The organism is Rhodophyticola sp. (genome assembly GCF_965284195.1).
GTDB lineage: Bacteria > Pseudomonadota > Alphaproteobacteria > Rhodobacterales > Rhodobacteraceae > Rhodophyticola.
Genome location: NZ_CBDIRM010000001.1, coordinates 1,610,457 through 1,625,438, shown reverse-complemented (window position 1 = coordinate 1,625,438; position 14,982 = coordinate 1,610,457). Strand labels below are relative to the sequence as shown.

Below are 14,982 nucleotides of genomic sequence, written 5' to 3'. Positions count from 1 at the left end.
CCCGAGATGAGCTGGAACCCCGCCCTTGACCCAGAGTGCCCCACCGGAGACGGTGTCGACGCGATCGAAACCGTGATCGTCCCGCGCGCCCGCGATCTGGGGGATTTCGAAGTCCGCCGGGCCCTGCCGGCGCCGAAACGCCAGATGGTCGGCCCGTTCATATTCTTCGACCAGATGGGTCCGGCGGAGTTCGTGACCGGGCAGGGGGTGGATATCCGCCCGCATCCGCATATCGGGCTGGCGACGGTCACCTATCTCTATCAGGGCAAGTTTCACCACCGCGACAGCCTCGGCACGGATCAGTGGATCGAACCCGGCGCGGTGAACCTTATGACCGCGGGCCACGGGATCACCCATTCCGAGCGGATCGACGAGGACATGCTCAAGGCGCCCTACACGCTGGCGGGCATCCAGACATGGATCGCGCTGCCGAAAGGGGCCGAGGATGGCGCGCCGGGCTTCGTGCATGCGGGCAAATCCAAATTGCCGATGATGGAGGGCGAGGGCAAGGAGCTGCGCCTGATCCTGGGCCATGCCTATGGCGAGCGCGCCCCGGTCGAAACCGCGTCGGAGATGTTCTATGCGGATGCGGTGTTGCAGCCCGGCGCGACGCTGCCGATGCCCGACGATCACGAGGATCGCGGGGCCTATGTGGTGACGGGCGCGGTGGAGATTGCCGGGCAACGGTTCGAGGCCGGGCAGATGATGGTGTTCCGCCCCGGGGACCGGGTGTCGATGACGGCCGGCGCACAGGGCGCGCGGGTGATGATCCTTGGTGGTGAGACGCTGGAGGGGCCGCGCTACATCTGGTGGAATTTCGTGGCGTCCTCGAAAGAGCGGATCGACGAGGCGAAGGAGGCGTGGCGGCAGGGCGACTGGCAGCATGGCCGGTTTCAGTTGCCGCCGGGCGATGATGAGGAGTTCATTCCCTTGCCGAGCCGGTAGGGCGTTGCGCGCCATGGGTGGCGTCGGGGTTCCGGCCGCGGCGCTTGCCGGCCTCCGGCGGACCGTCGTCTTGCGCGTCCGATCCGCCGGGGGCGAAACTCCATGACCCCGCGCGCCGGTTTCGCGGACCGGCGCAGGGCGCGTGGCGGCATCGCCGCGCGGCGCTGGCGCCGGCGCGGGTATCGGTGTAGCCCGGGTGATGACGACGGGAGGGGCGGGGATGCTGAGCGCGGATCGGGACAGGGGCATCGGACTGGGCCAGGTGGCGATCGGCCTGATCCTGGTGGCGATGCTGTTCATCTCGGTCAACGACATGATCATCAAGCTTCTGTCCGAGGATTTCCCGCTGCATCAGATGGTGTTCATCCGGTCGGCCATCGGCCTGTGCATGGCCTTGGCCTTCGTGCGGATGGAGGGCGGCTTTCACCTGCTCCGGACGCGCAGGCCGGGGCTGCATCTGTTGCGCGCGTCGCTGATCGTGTTCGCCAACATGACCTTTTTCGCGGCCCTTGCGGTGATGCCGCTTGGCACGGCGACGGCGCTTTTCTTCATCGCGCCGCTTTGCATCACGCTGTTGTCGATCCCGGTTCTGGGCGAAACGGTGGGCCCGCGCCGGTTGGGCGCGGTTCTGGTGGGGTTTCTGGGGGTCATCGTGATGATGCGCCCATGGGCCGACGCGGGCGAGGGGATCGGATGGGCCGCGGCCCTGCCGCTTCTGGCGGCCTTGGGCTATGCGGGCATGCAGGTTCTGACGCGCAAGCTGGGCGCGGGGTCCAGCGCGGCGGCGATGTCGGTCTACATCCATCTGGCATTTCTGACCGTGGGGGCGGGGTTTTTCCTTGTCGCGGGAGACGGGCGTTTCGCCGACGGGGTGAGCAATGAAAGTCTGGTGTTCCTGCTGCGGGCATGGGTCTGGCCGGAGACCGCGGAGATCTGGCTTTTCGTGCTGATCGGGGTTCTGGGCGGTTGCATCGGCTATGCCCTGAGCCAAGCCTACCGGCTGGGAGATCCGGCCACCATCGCGCCGTTCGAATACGCCGCCCTGCCGATGGCGATTTTCTGGGGCTGGATGGTCTTCGGTGAGGTGCCGGAGGCCCATGTCTGGGCGGGTATCGTTCTGATCGCGGTGGCGGGGCTTTACGTGTTCTGGCGCGAACGGAAGCTCGGCACGCGGTAGATGCCGCGTTTTCGCGCCGGGGCGGGGCGCACGCCATTGGGCGGCGGGCCGCGCAATCCGGCCGCGCCCGCAGGTCCGATCCGGCGGCCGGGCGCTTCGGTTTCGCCGGACGGCCGCGATGGCCTAAACCTTGGATCGATGCGGGGCGTTTTTGCGTCTCTGCCCGCTTGACGGGGCGCAAAGCACAGCATAGACCACGCGTCACGCCACGGGCCTTTGGTCCGGCGGATGGTGAGCGGTTGTAGCTCAGTTGGTTAGAGTACCGGCCTGTCACGCCGGGGGTCGCGGGTTCGAGCCCCGTCAACCGCGCCACCACCATCCCGCCCGGTCAGGGGCCGTTGCGTCGCGCGCGGTTGTAGCTCAGTTGGTTAGAGTACCGGCCTGTCACGCCGGGGGTCGCGGGTTCGAGCCCCGTCAACCGCGCCACGTTTCCCCCCACTCAACACACCCCTTCCGTGCTGGCCTGTTCTCGGCGTCATGGGTGGTATTCTGCGCGCGCGGCAGGCCATGCGGCGGGCCATGCTCAGGCGTGGGGAGGGCATGAGATCACCGGCCCGTCGGTTCGCGCCCGGGTGTTGCGATGTCGTTTCACGCTTGAAGCAGGAGCCTAGCCGCGCCAGATCCAGCCGCCGCCGAAGATGCGGGAGCCTTCGGGCGCATAGAAGACGCAGGCCTGCCCGGGGCTGACGCCCTGTTCGGGGGTGAGCAGTTCGACCTCCGCCTCGGTTTCCGATATCGGGCGCAGGATCGCCTCCCGCGGGGGGCGGGTGGAGCGGATCTTGACGCCCATGTGCCACTCGGGCCGGGAGGTGAAGGGCGCGTCGCCCAGCCAGTTGATCTCCCGCACGGGGATGGTTCGGGTGGAGAGCGCGTCTTTCGGGCCAACGATCACGCGGCGCGTGTCCGGGTCCAGTTTGACCACGTAAAGCGGGTCGGCCAGACCGCCGAGGCCAAGGCCGCGCCGTTGCCCGATGGTGTAGTGGATGACGCCCGTGTGCCGGCCCAGAACCCGGCCCTCCATATCGACGATATCGCCGGGCTCGCCCGCGCCGGGGCGCAGTTTCTCGATCACCGCGGCGTAGTCGCCGTTGGGCACGAAGCAGATGTCCTGGCTGTCGGGCTTGTCGGCCACGCCGAGCCCGTATCGCGCGGCCAGCGCCCGCGTCTCGGCCTTGGAGGCGAGATGGCCGAGGGGAAAGCGCAGATAATCGAGCTGTTCCGCCGTGGTGGAGAACAGGAAATAGGATTGATCGCGCGCGGCATCGGCGGCGGAATGCAGCTCGGGCCCGGCGGGGCCCATCTTGCGCTGGATGTAATGGCCCGTGGCCATGCAATCGGCATCCAGATCCTTCGCGGTTTCCAGCAGGTCCTTGAATTTCACCCGTTCGTTGCAGCGGATGCAGGGCACCGGCGTGGCGCCCGCCAGATAGCTGTCGGCAAATTCGTCGATCACCGCCTCGCGGAAGGTGTTTTCGTAATCCAGCACGTAATGGGGAAAGCCCATCTCCTCCGCGACGCGGCGCGCATCGTGAATGTCGCGGCCCGCGCAGCAGGCGCCTTTCTTGGCCAGCGCCGCGCCATGATCGTAAAGCTGCAGGGTCACGCCGACCACGTCATAGCCTTCCTCCGCCAGCTGTGCGGCCACGACGGAACTGTCGACCCCGCCCGACATGGCGACGACGACGCGGGTATCCGCGGGGGCTTTGGGCAGACCGAGCGAGTTCAGCTCGGACGGGGGCGTGTCGAGGGGCATGGGGTGCGGGCTCCGATCGGCGGGTTCGGGCGCAATATAGGAAAATGCATCCTATCCACAAGGCTGCCGCTTACCCCTCTTTAAGCAGTTTGGGGCAAATCTGCCATGGAATACGAGGTGAGAGAGGACCCGTGATGTATATCCGACGCATAAAGGGGCCGCATGCAGTGACCCTGCCAGACGGCACGCAGATGACCCGCGCCGATTTGCCGAGCCCCACGACGCGCCGCTGGGTGGCCAGCCGCAAGGCCGCCGTGGTGCGCGCGGTGGAGCATGGGCTGATTTCCGCCACGGAAGCGATGGACATTTGGAGCTTGTCCGAAGAAGAGTTAATATCCTGGAAGGAGGCGGTTGCCAATCACGGAGAAGCAGCGCTGCGTGCCACGGCGTTGCAACGTTACCGCCAGTAATCGGATTCAGGCGGCATCAATTGTCATTACCGTGCGGAACTATTTAACAGGGTAACTTGTAATTAACCATTTCGCCTCAGGGTAGTGCCAACGCCGGATTGAGAATCGGAGAGAGTTGATGCGCGTTCTGTTGGTCGAAGACGATCCCACCACTTCAAAGAGCATCGAGATGATGCTGAGCCACGCCAATCTGAACGTCTATTCGACGGATCTGGGCGAGGAAGGGATCGATCTTGCGAAGCTTTATGATTACGATTTGATCCTTCTTGATCTGAACCTCCCCGACATGACCGGCCATGAGGTTCTGCGCCAGTTGCGTCTGGCGCGGATCGACACGCCGATCCTGATCCTGTCGGGGGCGGACGATACGGAAAACAAGCTGAAAGGCTTCGGGTTCGGGGCCGATGACTATCTCACCAAACCCTTCCATCGCGAAGAGCTGGTGGCCCGGATCCATGCGATCATCCGGCGCTCCAAGGGCCATGCGCAATCGGTGATCAAGACCGGCGAGATCTCGGTCAACCTGGATGCCAAGACGGTGGATGTGCAGGGCCGCACGGTGCATCTGACCGGCAAGGAATACCAGATGCTGGAACTGCTGAGCCTGCGCAAGGGCACGACGCTGACCAAGGAGATGTTTCTGAACCATCTTTACGGCGGCATGGATGAACCGGAACTGAAGATCATCGACGTGTTCATCTGCAAGTTGCGCAAGAAGCTGAGCGAAGCGACCGGCGGCGACAACCATATCGAAACGGTCTGGGGTCGCGGCTATGTGCTGCGCGACCCGCAGCCGGAGATCGGCACGGAAGAGATTGCCGCCAGCGCCTGACCGCGGCCGACGCCCGGCGCATGCGATCGCGGGCTGGACCTGAGGGCGGCCGCCTCCTATCACTTTGACAGTGATTGCGGGCGGGGGACCAGCGGCGAATGAGTGACCTCTCGACAGGGCCGGACAGTGTAAAGGGCGTTTCCAGATCCGAGGCGGAGGCGCGGCTGGCGGAGCTGGCGGCGCGTCTCGCGGCGGCCAACACGGCCTATCACCAGAACGACGCCCCCGAGATCAGCGACGCGGAATATGACGCGCTGAAACGGGAAAACGCCGCTTTGGAAGCGGCCTTTCCCGAGTTGAAACGCGCCGACAGCCCCACCGATCAGGTCGGCGCGGCCCCGTCCGATGGGTTCTCCAAGATCGCCCATGCCGAGCGGATGCTGTCGCTCGGCAATGCGTTCGATGCGGAAGATGTGGGCGAGTTCGTGAGCTTCATCCGCCGCTATCTGGGCCTTGACGACACCGCGCCGCTCGCCTTTACCGCGGAGCCCAAGATCGACGGTCTGTCCCTGTCGCTGCGTTACGAAGACGGCGCGCTGGTGCAGGCTGCCACCCGGGGCGATGGCGCCGTGGGCGAGAACGTCACCGCCAATGCCCGCACCATTGCCGATATCCCCGAAACCCTGCCCGACGCGCCGCAGCTTCTGGAGGTGCGCGGGGAGGTCTATATGAGCCACGAGGATTTCGCCGCGCTGAATGCGCGCCAGACGGAGGCGGGCGAGAAGAGTTTCGCCAATCCGCGCAACGCGGCGGCGGGATCCTTGCGCCAACTGGACCCGGCGATCACCCGGGCCCGGCCGCTGCGCTTTTTCGCCTATGCCTGGGGGCAGGTCTCCGAGCCGCTTGCCGAGACGCAGACGGGGGCGATAGCACGGCTGAAGGCGCTGGGCTTCCAGACCAATGACCTGACCCGCCGCTGCGACAGCACCGCGGAATTGCTGGCCCATTACGCGGCGATCGAACAGGCGCGCGCGACGCTTGGCTATGACATAGACGGGGTCGTCTACAAGCTGGACGATCTGGAGTTGCAGCGCCGCCTTGGGGTCCGATCGACCACGCCGCGATGGGCGATTGCGCATAAATTCCCCGCGGAACTTGCATGGACCCGGCTGGAAAAGATCGAGATCCAGGTCGGCCGCACCGGCGCGCTGTCGCCGGTTGCCCGCCTGACGCCGGTGACGGTCGGCGGTGTGGTCGTGTCCAACGCGACGCTTCACAACGAGGATTACATCGCCGGGCGCGATGCGCGCGGCAAGCCGATCCGCGACGGAAAGGACATCCGCGAGGGGGATTGGGTTCAGGTCTACCGCGCCGGCGACGTCATCCCGAAAGTGGCCGATGTGGATCTGTCGAAACGGCCCGACGGCGCGGTGCCTTATGACTTCCCGATGCTGTGCCCGAAATGCGGCTCGGACGCGGTCCGCGAGGAAGGCGATGCGGTGCGTCGCTGCACCGGGGGGTTGATCTGTCCGGCGCAGGCCGTTGAAAAGCTGAAGCATTTCGTGTCCCGCGCGGCCTTCGACATCGAAGGGCTGGGCGCGAAGCAGGTGGAGCAGTTTCATCAGGATGGCTGGATCGCGGAACCTGCGGATATCTTCGAGCTTGAGGCGCGGTTCGGAAGCGGCCTGCAACAGCTCAGGAACCGCGAGGGCTGGGGCGAGACATCGGCCGGCAATCTGTTCGCGGCGATCCGCGACAAGCGCCGTATCCCGCTGGCGCGGCTGATCTTTTCGCTTGGCATTCGCCATGTGGGCGAGGTCGCGGCCGCCGATCTGGCGCGGCATTACGTGAGCTGGGAGGCGTTCCTGGCCGCCGTCGATGCCGCCGGGCCCGCCGCCGATTGCCAGCGCGCGGCCGAAGAGGCGGTTCTGGCGGAACGCCGGCAGGCCGAAGCGGAGGGCCGCCGCGCCAATCTGGCCGCCACCCGCAGCGCCCTGTGGGACGGGCTGGACCCGGCGGCGCGGGAGGCGTGGGACGATCTGGTGGGCATCGACGGGATCGGCCCGACCGTCGCCGTGTCGCTGGTCACCACCTTTCATCAGGCGCGGGAGCGGGCCTCGATCACACGGCTGGTCGCGCATCTGGAGATCGCGGATATGGAGATCCGGGATGCCGCCGCCAGCCCGGTTGCGGGCAAGACCGTCGTCTTCACCGGGACGCTGGAAAAGATGACCCGGGCCGAGGCCAAGGCGCGGGCGGAGGCCTTGGGCGCGAAGGTCGCGGGCTCCGTCTCTGCCAAGACGGATCTGCTTGTGGCGGGTCCAGGAGCGGGATCGAAAGCCAGGAAGGCCGCCGATCTGGGCATCGAGACGATCGACGAGGATGGCTGGCTGGCGCTGATCGGCGAGGGCGGGGGCCGGGCGGCGCGCGGCGATGCCTGAGGCGCGCGGCAGGCCCGAGATCCTGTTCCCGCTTTTCGCGGGTCTGGAGACCCTTGAGGGTATCGGCCCCAAAACCGCCAAGCATTACAGTGGCCTGCATATCGAAACGCCCAAGGATCTGTTGCTGACCCTGCCGGTGGGCGGGATAGACCGCAGCCGCAAGCGCACGATCCGCGAGGTGGATCTGCCGGGGATGGCGACGGTGGAGGTGACGGTCGGGCGGCACCGGAAACCGGCCGGCCGCGGGCCCTACCGGGTGGAGGTGAGCGACGCGGAGACCGTGTTTCAGCTCGTCTTCTTCCACGCCAAGGGCGATTATCTGGAGCGGATCCTGCCCACCGGCAGCCGGCGGGTGGTTTCGGGCCGGGTCGAGTTGTTCGACGGCGTCGCGCAAATGGCGCATCCGGACCATATCGTGCCGCCGGAGGAGGCGGCGCAGATCCCGGGCTTCGAACCGGTCTATCCGCTGACGGCGGGCGTGACGCAGAAGGGCATGGCGAAGGCCGTGGCCTCCGCCCTGCCGAGGGCGCCCTATCTGGGCGAATGGATCGACTTGGAATTGCTGAAGCGCAAGGGCTGGCCGGCTTGGCCCGACGCGCTGGCGCAGGCCCATAACCCGAAGGGGCCGGAGGATGTGTCGCGCAGCGCCAAGGCGCGGGAGCGGCTGGCCTATGACGAATTGCTGGCCCATCAGATGACGCTGGGGCTGGCGCGCCTGTCGGTGCGCAAGGTGAAGGGATTCGCCTCCGTCGGGGATGGCAGTTTGCGCCAAAAGGTGCTGGATCATCTGCCGTTCAGCCCGACCGGGGCGCAGTTGCGCGCGATAGACGAGATCGCGGCGGATATGGGCGCGCCGGTCAGGATGAGCCGGCTGCTGCAGGGCGATGTGGGCGCGGGCAAGACGCTGGTCGCGTTGATGGCGCTGCTGATCGCGGTGGAGGCGGGCGGGCAGGGCGTGATGATGGCGCCCACCTCGATCCTCGCCGGGCAGCATTATGCCAATCTGAAACCGCTGGCGGAAACCGCGGGCGTGGTGATCGAGATGCTGACCGGGGCGGACAAGGGCGCCGAGCGGCGCGCGAAGCTGGCCGCCCTGGCGCGGGGCGATATCCGGATTCTGGTGGGCACCCATGCGGTGTTTCAGGAAGATGTGGAATTTGCCGATCTGAGACTGGCGATCGTGGACGAACAGCACCGGTTCGGTGTGCGCGAACGGATCCGGCTGAGCCGCAAGGGGCGGGCGGCGGACATGCTGGTGATGACGGCGACGCCGATCCCGCGCACCCTGAGCCTTGCGCAATATGGCGACATGGATATCAGCGTGCTGGACGAAAAGCCCCCCGGCCGGACCCCGGTGAAGATCGCGCTGATTTCGGCCGCGCGGATCGCCGAGGTGGTGCAGCATCTGCGCGATGCGGTCGCCGACGGGCGCCAGGCCTATTGGGTCTGCCCGCTGGTGGAGGAGAGCGAGGTTTACGAGGCGACGGCGGCCGAAGAGCGGTTCAAGACGCTGCGGGCGGAGTTGGGCGAGGGGGTGGTGGGCCTTGTTCACGGGCAGATGCCGCCCGCCGAGAAAACCCGCGCGATGGAGGATTTTCAGGCCGGGCGCACCCGCGTTCTGGTGGCGACCACGGTGATCGAAGTGGGGGTGGATGTGCCCAATGCTTCGATCATGGTGATCGAACAGGCGGAGATTTTCGGGCTGGCGCAGCTGCACCAGCTGCGCGGGCGCGTGGGCCGGGGGGCGGCGGCCTCCACCTGTCTTCTGATGTATCGCAGCCCTCTGGGCGAGAGCGCGAAGCGCCGGCTGAGCGTGCTGCGCGAAACCGAGGACGGCTTCCGGATCGCCGAGGAGGATCTGGCGATCCGCGGGGCGGGCGACCTGATCGGCACGGCGCAATCGGGGCTGCCGCGGTTCCGGGTGGCCGATCTGGAAAGCCAGACCGCATTGATGGCGATCGCGCAAAGCGACGCGCGCGCGCTTCTGGAACGCGACCCGGTTCTGAAAAGCCCACGCGGCCAGTCGATGCGCGTGCTGCTGTGGCTGCTGGAGCAGGACAAAGCGATTCGCCTGATTTCAGTCGGTTAATCACCAAAATCGGCTTTTGTTCACGTATGTTCTCAAAAAGTTCTTTACAGAGCGGCCGGAAAATGAGAACAAAGGGTCAACAAAAGGTTGAGACAGGATGAACGACATGATCACCCAAGCCGCCCGTATCCTCGCCCGATCCCGTGACACGCTGCTTTATGACAGCATTGGTGTGCTGCTTCTGGCCGGTCTGACGGTAGGCCTGTTTCACCTGCCCGGACTGATCTGAGTTTTCCCGAGACTGCCTGCGGTCTGTCAGAGGCCGATGCCGCGCGTGATATCCCCATCTGCGCCCGGCTCAACTGCCTGACGGATGTGCTTTTTCCCTGGAGCGACATCCCCGGCCCTGACCATGAGACACGCATCCTCCGCCGCCCCCGTTGCCCCGGGGTGCGGCGGTTTTTTTGTCATATACGAAAGGGTTGTGCGGTGACGCTCCTGCGCGGAGGCTCAGGCGCAGTTCGCCTGTTGCGCCTCCGCCATGGCCTGAAGCGTGGCTTCCAGCGACAGCATGATCGAGGCGTGGCGGTTCTTGTAATCGCGGGCGGGTTCCAGCACCTCATAGCCTGAAAAAGGCGGGCCGGGCGGCGGGCCGTCTTCCTTCAGCATGGCTTTGAGGGCATCGCGCGCGGCCTGCACCTCGACCTGATTGCGGCCCAGAATGTTCTGCGCCATCAGGGCGGCGGAGGCCTGCCCGAGGGCGCAGGCCTTCACGTCCTGACCAAAGCGCGTGATCCGACCGTCTTCCACATCCAGATCCACCGTCACCGTCGAGCCGCAGAGCGGCGCGCGTTTCTTGACGGTGGCCATCGGGGAGGTCAGACGCTCCGCATGGGGAATGTCGGCGGCCAGCGCCAGAATGCGTTGCGAATAGAGCTTGATGAGGTCGGTTTCGGCGGTCATGGCGTTGCTTTCGTACCTGTCTTGCCTATAGGTAGCGGCGCCCGTCCGATTTGCAAAGAGGTGCGACGATGCGGTTTGACCCGGCCACGCTGAGCTACAATTCCGACGGGCTTTTGCCCGTGATCGCGCAGGAGGCGGAGACCGGCGAGGTTCTGATGCTGGCCTGGATGAATGCCGACGCGGTGGCCCGGACACTGGCGACGGGGCGCGTGACCTATTGGTCGCGGTCGCGGCAGGCGTTCTGGATAAAGGGCGAAACCAGCGGGCATGTGCAGCATCTGGTGGAGATGCGGGTGGATTGCGACCGCGACGCGCTGCTGGTGCTGGTGCGGCAGGAGGGTCCGGCCTGCCATACCAACCGGCGGGTGTGTTTCTACACCGCGGTGCGGGACGGCGACGAGGTGGAGCTGATGGCGCCGGATTGAGGCGTGAAGATCATTTTTACAGCAAGAGTAATGTATTACAGCCTGATCTTCGCGCGGATATCCTGCGGCGTGGCGCCCTCGTCGCGATAGGTTCGGATCGCGCGCGCGTCGTCGCGTTTGGCCAGGCGCTTGCCCTGATCGTCGCGGATCAGCCGGTGGTGATGATAGACCGGCGTCGGCAGATCCAGCAGCCGTTGCAACAGGAGATGGATCGCGGTTGCGTCGAACAGGTCTTCGCCGCGCACCACATGGGTGATGGCCTGGGCGGCGTCGTCCAGCACGACCGCGAGGTGATAGGAGCCGATGAAATCCTTGCGGGAGAGGACGATATCGCCGGCCAGCACCGTCAGATCTTCGGACGGAAAGCCGATTTGCCCGTGCTGACCATCGGGGCCGCGCCCGGTTTCCTGGAAAGCCAGATGCGCAGCGCGACCTTGGTGCAGGACCCGCCGGATCGCCGCCGCCATGTTCAGCCGCAGCGCCACGCCGTCGGGGCGCGGGTCCTGGCCCGGGCCCGGGCCCGGCTTGTCGCGGCAGGTGCCGGGGTAGAGGATGCCATCGGGGCCGGTCAGGGGCGCGGCCCCCTCCTGGGGCGCGCTGGCCGCGGCCAGAATGTCACGGCGGTTGCAGGTGCAGGGGTAAAGCAGGCCCGCGCGCCACAGATCGTCAAGGGCGGCCGCGTAGCGTTCCGTATGGTCCGATTGCCGCCAGACCGGCCTTTCCCAGTCCAGACCGAGCCAGGCCAGATCCTCATAGATCTGGTCTTCCCATTTCGGTCGGGCGCGGTCGCGGTCGATATCCTCGATCCTGAGCACGAACGCACCGCCCGCCGTACGGGCCATGTCATGGGCGAGGATCGCGGAATAGGCATGGCCAAGATGCAGGGGCCCCGTAGGTGACGGGGCAAAGCGTGTACGGAAGGTCAATTTTTTTCAAGAAGATAGACGGTGGAACTCATGTCGAGACCCGGGAGATGGGGCCCGTGTTCCTCCACCAGGATACGGACGGTTCCGGCGGTTTTCCAGCGCGCGATATGATCGGTGAACTCCGGCATCGCAAGGGTATGATCGTTGAACGAAAAGACGAAATAGCCGCCCGGGTCCAGCAGGCCGAGGCAGGTATCGAGCAGGCTGGCCGGGGCCGCGCCCGAGCCGATGACGCCTATCGCGGACACCGCCCGGTAGGTGCCGGCGGGAATGTCGGGCGCACCCTCGGTCGCGGGGAAGAGATGGCGGTAGATGCCGCGGGCGCGCGCCTGCGCCAGCATGCCGGGCGAGAGGTCGGTGCCGTCGAGCTTGGTGAAGCCTTCGGCCCGCAGCGCGAGCCCGCCCAGCCCGGTGCCGCAGCCCATGTCGAGGATCGGCGCCTCCGGGGGCAGGCCGCTGGCCTTGAGCGCCGCCGCGCAGCGCGCGGGCGTGGCATAGCCGTTTTCGGCCACCTCGGCATCATAGCTTGCGGCCCATTCGTTGTAATGCGCGCGCACGGCGGGGGTGCCTTCGATCCCGTAGGTCTTTTTCAGAAATTTCCCGGTCATGGGCCAAGGCTAGCAGCGCGGGTCAGGCGGCGTCCAGTCGTGTCGCGGCCAGCCAGTCGGTCCAGGCAGCCTTGGCGCGGTCGGTATAGGCCTTGTAGCGGTCCTTGCGGCCGCGCCGCCCGCCTTTCAGCCCCTCGACCGGGGGAAAAAGGCCGAAACTCACATTCATCGGCTGAAAGGTCCTGGCCTCGGCCCCGCCGGTGATGTGATGGATCAGAGCCCCCATCGCAGTCACCTGGGGGATCGCGGGAAGCCGCTCGCCAAGGATCTCGGCCGCGGCGAGGCGCCCGGCCAGAAGGCCCATGGCGGCGGATTCCACATACCCCTCCACCCCGGTGATCTGGCCGGCAAAGCGGATATGCGGACGGCTGCGCAGCCGCATCTGGTCGTCCAGAAGCGTGGGGGAGTTGAGGAATGTGTTGCGATGGATGCCGCCAAGCCGCGCGAACCGTGCATTCTCAAGCCCCGGGATCATTTTGAAAACAGAGGTTTGCGCGCCGTACTTCATCTTGGTCTGGAAGCCCACGATGTTGTAGAGCGTGCCCAGCTTGTTGTCGCGGCGCAGTTGCACGACCGCGTAGGGCTTCACGTCCGGCTGGTGCGGATTGGTCAGGCCGACGGGCTTCATGGGCCCGAAGCGCAGCGTTTCCCGACCCCGTTCCGCCATCACCTCGATCGGCAGGCAGCCGTCGAAATAGGGAGTGGTGTCGGGGGCGGACGACGCCTCGCCGGGCTTGAACTCGGTCTTGTCGGCGGCCAGCAGCGCGTCGATGAAAGCCTCGTACTGGTCGCGATCCATCGGGCAGTTGAGATAGGCGGTGCGCTCCTCCTCCGTCTCACCCTTGTCGTAGCGGGACTGCATCCAGGCCTTGGACATGTCGATCGAGTCGAAATAGAGGATCGGCGCGATGGCGTCGAAGAAGGCAAGGCTGTCCTGCCCGGTTTCCGCGGCGATGGCGCCGGCAAGCGCGCCGGAGGTGAGCGGGCCGGTGGCCACGATGGTCGGGCCGGAGGCGGGGAGTGCTGCGACCTCGTCCTGCGAGAGGGTGACGAGGGGATGGTCGCGCAGCCGCTCGGTGACGGCGGCGGCAAACGGCTCCCGGTCGACGGCGAGCGCGCCACCGGCGGGCAGGCGATGCCGGTCCGCCATCTCCATGATCAGCCCGCCCGCGGCGCGCATTTCCCAATGCAGCAGGCCGACGGCGTTCTGCTCGCTGTCATCGGAGCGGAAGGAGTTGGAACAGACCATTTCGGCCAGATCGCCGGTTCGATGGGCGAAGGTGCCGGTCTTGGGGCGCATTTCATGCAAGGTGACGGGCACGCCGCGCTGAACGGCCTGCCAGGCGGCTTCGGATCCGGCCATGCCGCCGCCGATGATATGCAAGGACTGGGTCATCGACCGGGATGTAGCGGCCCGGCGCCGTGTTGAAAACCCCCGCGATGCGCGCGCCTCCCCCCCGGACATGGAAACGCCACCCCCGGGACACTGGGGATGGCGTTTCTCAGCAAGCGGTTTCGGGAAGGGAGGTCAGCTTGCGATGGCGGTATCCTCAAGATCGGCGAAGATGTTTTCCGCCTGTGCCGCCGCGACCCGGGCCCTGTGGTGCCGGGCGACGAAGGGGATCACTTCGCTTTCGGGCATCGGCGCGGGGGCGGCAGGTTCGACAGCCGGCGCGATGGGGGCGGGGCGTTCGGTCTTGGCGCGGCCTTCGGCCAGAACAACCCGGCGCGGCGTGACCTTGTGACGGATCATCTTGCGCATCCGGTAGTCGCGCGGTGCATTTTCCGCATAGGTCAGCATCAGCGCGGCGACCAGAACCAGATCGCGCCAGAAGGCACCGAGTTCATCCGCGACGCCCAGTTCCAGCATCGTGAGATAGCTCGACAGGAAGGTCATCATGCCGAGAATGAGAGCGGCCGGGCGCATGTAGAGCCCGATCATGACGAGAAAGGCCAGGCTGAAGACCACAAGGGAGGCCAAGGGTGCGGCCAGTTGTTCGGGCGCGACCTGTGCCAGGAGCGGTGTCAGACTTGTGCCGGGGATCAGGTTCAACCCGACGGCAAGGAAATATGACGCAATGACAATCCGCAGCAGGTTTTGTGCGGTACTGTTCAGTGTGATCCGGTCTGCAGTGTGAGTATTCATGGTCATGCCCGCTTTTGCTGTGGACGTGTGCTCCGAGGGAACTTTGCACCGTCCTCACCCCCAACCTTTCGGTCCCAGTGGGTTGATGGTGATTTCGAACTGTGGCGGCTTTGCGGGAAAATTGTGCGGAAATTGAAGTATTTCCACGACGAAAAACCGGCCATTCCGCGGCGGAAATGGTCGGTAAATGGGCCAGAATTGTGTTCTCTTGCTCCGGACGGGGCCGCAAGGTCAATGTTTTCTGGGTCTCTCACCCATGGTCATGACCGAAACAGGGGGCTTGGGTCAAGCTTTGGCCTGTTCCAATTCGGAAACGCAGTGTTCTGACAGACAATAGGGCGTTCGAACGGACCGGAACCTGTCCTTTTGGTCAGGTTATTGTTCGCA

Annotated in this window: 14 protein-coding genes and 2 tRNA genes; 10 read left to right on the top strand and 6 right to left on the bottom strand. The window is 65.9% G+C overall.

All coding sequences use genetic code 11. The annotated features are described in order from the left end of the window. The first annotated feature begins 6 nt into the window (after window positions 1-6). The 4 genes from ACQ651_RS08100 to ACQ651_RS08085 all read left to right on the top strand — a co-directional run bounded on the left by ACQ651_RS08100 (window position 7) and on the right by ACQ651_RS08085 (window position 2,548). On the top strand, window positions 7-945 hold the full coding sequence (locus ACQ651_RS08100; RefSeq protein ID WP_430448990.1) for a pirin family protein: 939 nt from the start codon (window positions 7-9) through the stop codon (window positions 943-945). Window positions 946-1,165: 220 nt separating this feature from the next. Continuing rightward, on the top strand, window positions 1,166-2,122 hold the full coding sequence (locus ACQ651_RS08095; RefSeq protein ID WP_227286685.1) for a DMT family transporter: 957 nt from the start codon (window positions 1,166-1,168) through the stop codon (window positions 2,120-2,122). Between the two features lie 235 nt (window positions 2,123-2,357). Beyond that, window positions 2,358-2,434: transfer RNA gene (locus ACQ651_RS08090), tRNA-Asp, on the top strand. A 37-nt stretch (window positions 2,435-2,471) separates the two neighbouring features. Next, window positions 2,472-2,548: transfer RNA gene (locus ACQ651_RS08085), tRNA-Asp, on the top strand. Window positions 2,549-2,729: 181 nt separating this feature from the next. Here the strand turns inward: ACQ651_RS08085 and mnmA are convergent. Further along, the gene (gene mnmA / locus ACQ651_RS08080; protein ID WP_430448989.1) at window positions 2,730-3,875 is read right to left on the bottom strand and encodes a tRNA 2-thiouridine(34) synthase MnmA; all 1,146 of its coding nucleotides are present in this window, start codon (window positions 3,873-3,875) and stop codon (window positions 2,730-2,732) included. Between the two features lie 134 nt (window positions 3,876-4,009). Between mnmA and ACQ651_RS08075 the strand changes: the two genes are divergently transcribed. The 5 genes from ACQ651_RS08075 (at window position 4,010) to ACQ651_RS08055 (ending at window position 9,816) form a co-directional block, all read left to right on the top strand. Continuing rightward, the gene (locus tag ACQ651_RS08075; protein WP_227286682.1) at window positions 4,010-4,285 is read left to right on the top strand and encodes a DUF1153 domain-containing protein; all 276 of its coding nucleotides are present in this window, start codon (window positions 4,010-4,012) and stop codon (window positions 4,283-4,285) included. Between the two features lie 118 nt (window positions 4,286-4,403). Beyond that, a complete protein-coding gene (gene ctrA / locus ACQ651_RS08070; protein WP_227286680.1) occupies window positions 4,404-5,117 on the top strand; it encodes a response regulator transcription factor CtrA in 714 nt (237 codons plus the stop codon). 98 nt (window positions 5,118-5,215) lie between these two features. Further along, complete coding sequence (ligA, locus tag ACQ651_RS08065) at window positions 5,216-7,498, top strand: NAD-dependent DNA ligase LigA (protein WP_430448988.1); 2,283 nt, start codon at window positions 5,216-5,218, stop codon at window positions 7,496-7,498. After that, complete coding sequence (gene recG, locus ACQ651_RS08060) at window positions 7,491-9,587, top strand: ATP-dependent DNA helicase RecG (protein ID WP_430448987.1); 2,097 nt, start codon at window positions 7,491-7,493, stop codon at window positions 9,585-9,587. The genes ligA and recG overlap by 8 nt, the downstream gene beginning before the upstream one ends. Window positions 9,588-9,684: 97 nt before the next feature. Next, a complete protein-coding gene (locus ACQ651_RS08055) occupies window positions 9,685-9,816 on the top strand; it encodes a hypothetical protein (RefSeq protein WP_267898149.1) in 132 nt (43 codons plus the stop codon). 221 nt (window positions 9,817-10,037) lie between these two features. On the opposite strand, the gene ACQ651_RS08050 is transcribed toward ACQ651_RS08055, so the two are convergent. After that, window positions 10,038-10,490, bottom strand: a complete 453-nt coding sequence (locus ACQ651_RS08050; RefSeq protein WP_430448986.1) for an iron-sulfur cluster assembly scaffold protein — start codon at window positions 10,488-10,490, stop codon at window positions 10,038-10,040. Between the two features lie 68 nt (window positions 10,491-10,558). Between ACQ651_RS08050 and hisI the strand changes: the two genes are divergently transcribed. Continuing rightward, window positions 10,559-10,915, top strand: coding sequence for a phosphoribosyl-AMP cyclohydrolase (hisI, locus tag ACQ651_RS08045; protein WP_227286672.1), 357 nt, complete (start codon window positions 10,559-10,561; stop codon window positions 10,913-10,915). A 35-nt stretch (window positions 10,916-10,950) separates the two neighbouring features. On the opposite strand, the gene gluQRS is transcribed toward hisI, so the two are convergent. From gluQRS to ACQ651_RS08025, 4 genes are all read right to left on the bottom strand, one after another. After that, window positions 10,951-11,841, bottom strand: a complete 891-nt coding sequence (gene gluQRS, locus ACQ651_RS08040) for a tRNA glutamyl-Q(34) synthetase GluQRS (protein ID WP_430448985.1) — start codon at window positions 11,839-11,841, stop codon at window positions 10,951-10,953. Then, the gene (locus tag ACQ651_RS08035; RefSeq protein WP_430448984.1) at window positions 11,838-12,449 is read right to left on the bottom strand and encodes a class I SAM-dependent DNA methyltransferase; all 612 of its coding nucleotides are present in this window, start codon (window positions 12,447-12,449) and stop codon (window positions 11,838-11,840) included. Before ACQ651_RS08035 ends, gluQRS begins: the two co-directional genes overlap by 4 nt. 22 nt (window positions 12,450-12,471) lie before the next feature. Next, complete coding sequence (trmFO, locus tag ACQ651_RS08030) at window positions 12,472-13,845, bottom strand: methylenetetrahydrofolate--tRNA-(uracil(54)-C(5))-methyltransferase (FADH(2)-oxidizing) TrmFO (RefSeq protein WP_430448983.1); 1,374 nt, start codon at window positions 13,843-13,845, stop codon at window positions 12,472-12,474. Between the two features lie 132 nt (window positions 13,846-13,977). Further along, window positions 13,978-14,595, bottom strand: coding sequence for a DoxX family protein (locus ACQ651_RS08025; RefSeq protein ID WP_227286667.1), 618 nt, complete (start codon window positions 14,593-14,595; stop codon window positions 13,978-13,980). Window positions 14,596-14,982 lie beyond the last annotated feature (387 nt).